This is a genomic window from Dokdonella sp. (assembly GCF_049593775.1).
GTDB lineage: Bacteria > Pseudomonadota > Gammaproteobacteria > Xanthomonadales > Rhodanobacteraceae > Dokdonella.
Window position 1 is genome coordinate 1 of sequence record NZ_JBAWHJ010000257.1, and the last position, 7988, is coordinate 7988.

Below are 7988 nucleotides of genomic sequence, written 5' to 3' on the forward strand. Positions count from 1 at the left end.
GGATGAGACTCCTGCGCGCCTGCGAAGCTCGGGGCGAATCAGGATGGCCCGGCTTCCGAGCCGCCGAGCCGCCGAGCCGGCGTTGAATGACGAAGCAGTCAGCTTGTCGACAACTTCTTGTGCATTCTCAGATAATCCTTCTTGTACTGGCGGCCGAGCTTTACCTTGGCGGTGTCCGACAACAGCTTTCCGGACACCTGGAAGAATTTCTTTTCTTCCTCCTTGAGGTGGTGGCGCACTTTCTCCGAGAGCTTCCTGGCCTTGGGCAACCAGCCGCTGCTGGACAAATCCGTGGACTGCATGTCCTCGATGATCTCGTCGATCTCGTGATGTTCCGCCAATGCGTGGCGTGACGAATTGAGACCTGCATCCTCCATCAGGATGACTGCATAGAGAAAGCGCTCCTCGGCGGCTGCGTGAGCAGCCAGTTCGATTCTCAGCTGCGTGAATACGCTCTGCCTGTGCTCTCCAGGTTTCGTGCGAACCAGGCCTCGGCACAAGCTTCGTTGTTGATCATGGCTCTCACGCAGTTCGTCGTAAATGGTGTTCATTTCTCTCTCCTGAAAGCGGGGGGATACTGGAAACTGTCGGTTCACAGTTGTGACTGGATCGGCCGAACAAGCGATTCGAGAAACTTTTCCTTCATGCTGCGCTGCTGCCATTTTTCGTAGGTGTAGCGCGTCGTGGCGGCGAGGTCCTTCTCGAACACTTCGCTCATGCTTGAGGCGAACGTGTGGTCGTAGATGTTCATGCTGGCTTCGTCATTGAGCCTGAACGAACGGCCGTCGAAGTTCGTCGATCCCACTGAAACCATTTCATGGTCCACGATCAACATCTTGTTGTGCATCATGGTGGGTTGGTACTCATGGATCTCGACGCCGTGCTTCAGCAAATCTCCCCAGCTGGCTCGGGATGCGAGACGCACGCTTTCCGAGTCGATGTGCTTTCCTGGCAGGATGATGCGTATCTCCACGCCACGTCTGCGCGCCGCGAGAAGCGCCTCGATGATGAGTTCATCTGGCACGAAGTACGCCGCTTGCAGGTCGATCGTTTCGCTTGAAGCGGCGATGGCCATCATGTACATCAGATGCATGCTCGCGCTCCCGCCCGCTGGCGAGGCGGTGAACATGTGCGCTTTCATCTCGCCTGCACTGCTCAGGCTCGGGAAATACTCCGCGCCGTTGAGAACCATGCCGGTGGACTTGATCCAGTTGTCATTGAAGGCGGCCTGGAATTGCGACACGACCGGACCTTCCACCCTGAAGTGGAGATCGCGCCAGTGTTCGGGATCCTGGGCTTCGCCACCCCATTGGTCCGCAATGCCGACACCGCCGGTGAATCCGATCCTGCCATCGACGACAAGAATCTTGCGATGTGTACGATTGTTTAGGCGTCCCAGGTTGTACCACTTCAGTGGCCGGTATTTTTCGATCTGGACGTGGGCGTCCTTCATCTCCTGGATGAGTGAATCTTCCATCTTGATGCTGCCCACCCAATCCAGTATCACGTTGACCTTGACGCCTGCTCGCGCGCGCTCGGTCAATGCGTCAGCGAAGCTCTTGCCGATGTCTCCTGACCAGTAGATGTAGGTCTCGAAGTTGATCGTATGCTGCGCGCCACGTATGGCTTCCAGCATTGACGGGAATATTTCATCGCCGTTCTGTAGGGCGACAACATGATTTCCCTCAAGCAAGCCTGGGCCGAGCATCACCCCCATCTCCCTGCGGAACTGCGGGTCTGATACCGCATGGCGATGCCCCAGTGATTGCTGGATCTTCTTTTCGGGTGTCGTGAAATTCATTGCGAGAACGACAGAGACAGCCGTCGCGGCGAAAGTCGCGAACAGGGCCCACTTTCGACGACTAGACGATGGCATGTCCGCCCTCGGATCCAGGGTGCCGTATGACTGCACCGGGATAGGATTGACGGGAAGGCTTTTGCGCCCTTGCCAGGCCGATAGTGTCATCGACGCTGCGCGAGTGCGCGACACTCGCGGGCATCTGGTGCATTCCAGGCTCAATGCACCGCGTTGATGAAATTGCGATTTGCTTCCTCGTCGCCATCGTGCGTCTCCGGCAGTGATTGCGGGTGGGAATGGTTTCGCGCGAAGGACAAGAGGCGACTGCCATCCGTAGCGCGGATCGTCGCGCCCGACCGAGCGGCACCGAACGAGATGAGTTACGTCCCCGCCAACGTCCATTTTCCAATCAGTAGCAGCGATGGCCCCGGCTATCGATGCCTGGAATGGACGCAAGCCCTGTTGCGATCATTGTGTATGTCCATTAAGCCAAGAAAGCGCTTAATGGGGCCGGAACAGAGGCTTGCGCGGGCGCTGTGACAAATGCATTGCCGGGCTGCCATCAGGCTGGTGGAAAGAGCGCGGTTTAACGAATCATGAAGAACACGCGGGTAGTTCCACATCGCCCGATGTTTCCGACATGTTGATCTTGTTCCAGCAAATTTGAATTGATCGCCATCGACGCTGCATAGTGGTGGAGCTAGGTTGTAGCCCTGCCTTTGGGAAGACTCGGGTTGCCTGTTCAATCCCGGTCAGGTGCACCCAGTGGGAAATATGAGCGGAACGGGCGTGCTTCTTCCACTGCCCTGGCGAATGATGGGCGTTCGAGTAGCCGTGCACGATAGGCGCGCAGTGCGGGACAGGATTCGGGGATCCGATGTGTCCAGTCTGCATAGAACAGAGAAGGCGCCGCCGCGCAGTCGGCCATGGTGAATTCATCACCGTTTGCCCATCTCTTGCCTGAAAGATGGACTTCCAGCCATGCGTAGGCGCGCTCCAGCCGTTCGCTGGCTATGGCCAATCCTTCCTCGGTCTTCATCGGCAAGCGTTTCAGTGCAGATTCGACCGCAATTTGCATCGCATCCATTACATGCAGGTCGAAGAAACGGTCCAGGAAGCGCACGTCAAGTGCAGCCATCGGGTCGGTTGGCAACAGCTTCAGCGGACCCGGTTGTGCGATTTGCAGGTACTCGATGATGATGCTGGTCTCGGCGACGGTGCGCTCACCGTCCACCAATAGCGGGAACTTCCCCATGGGCCATCGTTTCCGCCACTCGGCCAAATGCTCGGGTGTGTCCGGACTGATGCAGCGAAATTCGAAGGGCGTGTCGTTTTCGTACAGGGCAATGAGCGCCTTCTGGGTGTAAGACGAAAACGGGTGACCGTACAAGATGAGTGGCATCGAGGCAGCTCCTGTTCCAGACCCATTGCATGATGTGATTGGCTGAATGATTAGTATACGGATCGCATATTGCAAGCACTTGTTTCCGGCGGCTGAAGGTGTCGCACACAGGCCGATCCGGCTGACCATCAATCTGACGCTGGAGCAGTGGGGCGACCGTTCGAGCCTTATCGCTATGCGCGATGTCATGTTCGGCAACCGGCGCAGCTATGGCGAGTTGCTCGCCGGAAGCGAGGAGGGCATTGCCTCCCATAACCCGCAGACCGAATCAAACGCCTGACCGCATCCGGTCGGCTGACGCGACGTGCAGATCCCGCACATCGGCAGAAAGGAATTTACAGTCTCGCCGAAGCGGCGATCGAGCTCGTGCCGCTGTTGTCACACATGGGTGCCCGGGGCCGACGGCACACGCATCCATGCAAGAACCTGGCTGTGCGCGCGGAGTTGCTGGAAACATGATTTTGAGAGTGTGAGCGCATGCCGGATCCGCTTTCGCCGATCGCGCTCACGAGGGCGCGGGCCGAGCCGCGGGCAGCGCACGCGCTCCGCCATGGGCAGGATCATGCGGATCAAGCCGGGCTCGCCAGCGGCGCAACGACCAGATCAGGTTCGACGGCACAGTCAACGTGGTCGCAGGTGCAGGTGTCTCGCCCTGTCCTGGCGTTCTCCCGGCATCGATCGCCGCAGTACTCGTCTTCGGGCGCCACCTGGCAGATACAGGGTTCGTGCGCGCATTTGCGGAGCTGCTCGGTTTGCATGATCGAATTCCTCGGTGAGAAAGGGGCTCATCTTTCGCTTGCATGTCTGAATCTCAGCCATCGGGGTGAAGACATGTCACCGTGGGTGGGTCACTCTTGCTGGCAGGTCATGCCTCGCCAGGATGTAGACGCTGCGCAAAATGAAAGAATAGAATTGGACTTCCGAAATCCGGCAACAGGAGATTTGTCTTGAGGCATAGGGCATGTATTGTTGTCTGCGCCGGTTTCGTCCTCGCCCTGGGTGTGTGTACTGAACTTCAGGCTGGCGATAGTGTTCCCGGACTCGCTCAGGCGTTCAGGGACATCGATGAAAATTTCTACTTGATCGAGGAAAAGCTTCCGCTGCTGGAGAATCAGTTCGAGGCAGTGCAGGCAGCCGTCGCCGCGCAGTCGATTGCCCGGCTCTCCGATGCGGATGTGCTGGCTTACTTCGAGACTGCCTATATCCTGGCGTTCTATTCAAACGAAGCATCCCACGCGGCGCAGATGCAGCTCATCCTTTACGAGCTGGAAAGCCGCAATCTCGCGACGACGAAACTCAGGCAGCAGATGCTTGATCGCTATGCGGGTGCGAGGATGCTCCGTGAGGCGCAGGCATTTGCCGCCTATCCGGCCAATGCTGGCGTCAAGGCACTGCCGGACATTCGTGACGCCAGCTCAGCCGATCACTCTCCGACGCTGTGGACCATAGAGGACCAGGGTGGCAGCCTTGTTCGCCGTGATGTTTTCCTGGGCCAGGGCGCGCATGTGATCGTTGTCGGTTCGCCCTGGTGCTACTTCTCGAAAACAGCGAGCGCCGCCATACAGGGCGACGCGCAGATGTCGACATTGATGGAGCGCCATTCAACCTGGATCATGCCGCAAACCGGCATCCCGGATCTGTCCGAGATCGAGGAATGGAACCGGACCTATTCGGGACGCCCGCTCAAGATCGTTTACCTTGAAAAAGAGTGGCCGATGATCCCGGCGTGGACCTTGCCGGGGTTCTATTTCTTTCAGGGCGACAAGCTGGTCACTGCAGTCAATGGCTGGCCCGGCCTCGAACAGATGGACGTGCTGCGTGAGGGGTTCGCAAGTATCGGCATCCCGCCGCAGGACGCAACCGAGGCCCATGCGGCCGGCCTGACGACGACTGCGCCAAGCCGGCCATAGATCGGCCCGGGAATCATCCGATCGGTATCGACAGGCTTGGGGTGCGTTCACGATGCCCTCATTCGCTGCGTTCCCGGTTGCCCGGAGTGGATGCGTTCGCGGGATTGCGGCCACGTTCATCGAAGGCCACGTCTGTCTCGATGCTCCATGCTCTGACTGAAGTCGAGGTACGCGATACCCTGATAGCGTCGTTCAGGCGCTGGCAGTCGTCTTTCATCGCATTCCGTATTTCGCCTGATTGAGGCCGGTCTGATACTGCCTGCCGCTGGCCTCCCAATCAGGAATACGCATATGACCCGTCGCAGAAAATTCGCGCTTGGCTTTCTTTCGGTGCTGACAGTCGGAATCGGGGTGTGTGCCCTTGTCCTCAGTCATGACGCGCCGTGTACCGAATCGCCACCGCTGCCGGCAGGGATTGTGGACATGAAGGCCGCAACCTACCGTTGCTATGGCTCCAGCGATGTGGTCAAGGTTGAACGCGTGGCAAAACCGGAGCCGGCGGCCGATGAGATTCTGATCAAGGTCGAAGCGGCCTCGGTCAATCCGCTCGATTGGCACTACCTGCACGGCAAGCCCTATATCTTGCGGCTGGGAGCCGGGATCGGTCGCCCGGACGACACGAGCATTGGTGTTGATTTCGCCGGTACCGTCGAGGCGATCGGTTCCGCGGTGACCCGCTTCAAGCCCGGTGACGAAGTGTTCGGCGGTGCCAGCGGTACATTCGCCGAATACGTCACCATGCCTGAAAGCCGGGGTGTCGCCCACAAGCCCGACAACCTCTCGTTTGCCCAGGTTGCTGCGGTTCCGATCGCAGCGATCACGGCCCTGCAGGCACTACGCGACCAGGGTCAGTTGCAAGCAGGGCAATCAGTACTGATCAATGGCGCATCCGGCGGAGTGGGTACGTTTGCCGTGCAGATCGCCAGACATTTCGGTGCCGAAGTGACCGGTGTATGCAGCACGCGGAATCTTGCCATGGTGCGAGAGCTTGGTGCCGAGCATGTCATCGACTACACGCGCGAGGACTTTACCGAAGGCACGCAGCAATACGACGTGATAATCGACCTGGTAGCCAACCACGATCTGCTCGATATCAGGCGTGCGCTGAAACCGGCGGGAATCCTTGTCATGGTCGGCGGCGGTGGCCCCGATTCGGGTCCCTGGATCGAGCCCTTCATGAATCCGATCAAGGCGGCACTGCTGACACCCTACATTGACCAGCCGATGAAGTTCTTCATCGCCCGTTTCAACCCTGAAGATCTCCAGCTGCTTTCCAGATTGATGGCAGAAGGAGAGGTCACCCCGGTTGTCGAACAGCACTACAGCCTGGATCGGGCGGTCGAGGCAATGGCCCGTGTCGAGGCCGGTCATGCCCGAGGCAAGGTCATCATCACGATGGAATAGGCTGGCGCATGAGCAGGCGCATGCGCATGAGCTGCTCGCGTCAGCCAGGGACAACAGGAACGATGTTCAGACGGCAGCGCATTGCACGCGTGGCGAACCGATATCGTATCCCTGGGCCAGGGGGCATGCAGTCGCATCAAAAAGTCGCCGGGCTGCCCGTTCTTTGCGAACAGATCCCGGCGACATCGGCAGGACGCCTGCCGTCAATTCCTGATCAACCTGGATCCATCCAGTCAACGTATTCGGCCTGGGAAATCTTGCCGTCATCGTTGGTGTCGATTTCGGCGTAGTCCTGGCCCAGCGTTGGATAGGGCATGAGTTCCTCCTTGCTCAGGTAGCCGTCGCGATTGCTATCGGCATCGGTCCACTCTGGCGCCGCATCCCTGCTGCCAACGACGTTGTCGCTTTTTTCGGCGTACGCAGCGAACGAGAGAATAGTGAGCATTGCGGCGAACAGGGGATTTCTGATTCGTGGGAACTTCATCGTCAGTCTCCTTTGATGGGGGATTCGGCGATGTCGGGGGGAGGGAGAACATCGCGAATGGAATTTGCCATGTGCAATCACACTCGCGGATGAACCTGATCCTGAAGGCGAAAACCGTTCATGCAATCGACAGGTTCCTGGAACATCACTCAGCCACGGCTCGTTGCTGTTCCCATGCTGTTCCCATGAGATGGCTGGCCCACATCCCGGCAACACGCTGGGGAGCGATGTCAGCGCAGTGTGTTTGTTTCGACTGGCGAAACCCCGGTCGGTAGGCCCTGGTGATATGCGTGCGGTGCCAGACCTGAAATCGAGTGCCCGGCAACCGGCTAGGCCCATGCAATGCCGTGCAGCCAGCGATCGCAGCCCGTTTCGCTGCGATCAGGTTCCTGTTCTCAGAAATCAGCCCTGAGTAGCGTTACAATCCGCGGGTTAAGTGCTGCAGGGACGGCGGACAGAATGATGTCCGGAGGCGCATCGCTGAGTGAGGAGGGGAGTCGTGGAGTCAGTTCCAGGACAGGACAGCCCTGCAGTCGGACCACGCGTGGAACGTCGCTTTTCCACCCAGGTGCAGGATATCTACGAAAGTTCGTCGATTGGCGGCTTTCTCTATATGGTTGCCTGGCTACCGATAGCCCAGATCACTGGCCTCATCGAGCGCCATTCGATCGCCTGCGTGGTTATAACCCTGGCATTGCTGGTGCTGGCCGTCGTTCGCTTGCAGACACGGCCTCCGAAGCAGCCGGGACCGGACCAGCGTCGCTGGCTCAAGCACTATCTTGCAATCGTATTTTTCAGCATATCCATCTGGTCTTCGATCCAGGTCTGGATCATTTTTGATCCGCTCGTAACGCCACTGGCGAAGAGTGTCTCCCTGTTCGGAACGGTCGCTTTCTGTACCGTGCTCGCGCATCTGTACGCATCCAGTTTGCGATTGTCCGTTGCGGGTCTGCTGCTGCTGGTCATCCCCATCACCACCGCCCTGTGGAT

8 protein-coding genes are annotated in these 7988 nt (G+C 58.6%); 4 read left to right on the forward strand and 4 right to left on the reverse strand.

Annotation, left to right across the window (positions count from 1 at the left end; genetic code table 11):
- Nucleotides 1-98: 98 nt before the first annotated feature.
- The 3 genes from WBP53_RS09045 to WBP53_RS09055 all read right to left on the reverse strand — a co-directional run bounded on the left by WBP53_RS09045 (nt 99) and on the right by WBP53_RS09055 (nt 3200).
- The gene (locus WBP53_RS09045; protein WP_423928096.1) at nt 99-551 is read right to left on the reverse strand and encodes a hemerythrin domain-containing protein; all 453 of its coding nucleotides are present in this window, start codon (nt 549-551) and stop codon (nt 99-101) included.
- Nucleotides 552-592: 41 nt separating this feature from the next.
- Entirely contained in the window at nt 593-1876 is a 1284-nt protein-coding gene (cls, locus tag WBP53_RS09050; protein WP_423928098.1) for a cardiolipin synthase, read from the reverse strand.
- Between the two features lie 664 nt (nt 1877-2540).
- Complete coding sequence (locus tag WBP53_RS09055; protein WP_423928100.1) at nt 2541-3200, reverse strand: glutathione S-transferase family protein; 660 nt, start codon at nt 3198-3200, stop codon at nt 2541-2543.
- A gap of 46 nt (nt 3201-3246) precedes the next feature.
- Between WBP53_RS09055 and WBP53_RS09060 the strand changes: the two genes are divergently transcribed.
- The 3 genes from WBP53_RS09060 to WBP53_RS09070 all read left to right on the forward strand — a co-directional run bounded on the left by WBP53_RS09060 (nt 3247) and on the right by WBP53_RS09070 (nt 6514).
- The gene (locus WBP53_RS09060) at nt 3247-3480 is read left to right on the forward strand and encodes a hypothetical protein (RefSeq protein ID WP_423928102.1); all 234 of its coding nucleotides are present in this window, start codon (nt 3247-3249) and stop codon (nt 3478-3480) included.
- A gap of 667 nt (nt 3481-4147) precedes the next feature.
- A complete protein-coding gene (locus WBP53_RS09065; RefSeq protein WP_423928104.1) occupies nt 4148-5110 on the forward strand; it encodes a hypothetical protein in 963 nt (320 codons plus the stop codon).
- 291 nt (nt 5111-5401) lie between these two features.
- On the forward strand, nt 5402-6514 hold the full coding sequence (locus WBP53_RS09070) for an NAD(P)-dependent alcohol dehydrogenase (RefSeq protein ID WP_423928106.1): 1113 nt from the start codon (nt 5402-5404) through the stop codon (nt 6512-6514).
- A gap of 214 nt (nt 6515-6728) precedes the next feature.
- On the opposite strand, the gene WBP53_RS09075 is transcribed toward WBP53_RS09070, so the two are convergent.
- Nucleotides 6729-6998: a hypothetical protein gene (locus WBP53_RS09075; RefSeq protein ID WP_423928108.1), complete on the reverse strand. Its 270-nt coding sequence runs from the start codon at nt 6996-6998 to the stop codon at nt 6729-6731.
- Nucleotides 6999-7497: 499 nt separating this feature from the next.
- Here WBP53_RS09075 and WBP53_RS09080 point away from each other — a divergent pair.
- On the forward strand, nt 7498-7988 hold a 491-nt coding region (locus WBP53_RS09080; protein ID WP_423928110.1), incomplete at its 3' end, for a hypothetical protein.

Coding starts and splice junctions, on each gene's coding strand:
- WBP53_RS09075 (WP_423928108.1), bottom strand. CDS start 6,998: ATGAAGTTCCCACGAATCAGAAATCCCCTGTTCGCCGCAATGCTCACT.
- WBP53_RS09045 (WP_423928096.1), bottom strand. CDS start 551: ATGAACACCATTTACGACGAACTGCGTGAGAGCCATGATCAACAACGA.
- WBP53_RS09070 (WP_423928106.1), top strand. CDS start 5,402: ATGACCCGTCGCAGAAAATTCGCGCTTGGCTTTCTTTCGGTGCTGACA.
- cls (WP_423928098.1), bottom strand. CDS start 1,876: ATGCCATCGTCTAGTCGTCGAAAGTGGGCCCTGTTCGCGACTTTCGCC.
- WBP53_RS09060 (WP_423928102.1), top strand. CDS start 3,247: ATGATTAGTATACGGATCGCATATTGCAAGCACTTGTTTCCGGCGGCT.
- WBP53_RS09055 (WP_423928100.1), bottom strand. CDS start 3,200: ATGCCACTCATCTTGTACGGTCACCCGTTTTCGTCTTACACCCAGAAG.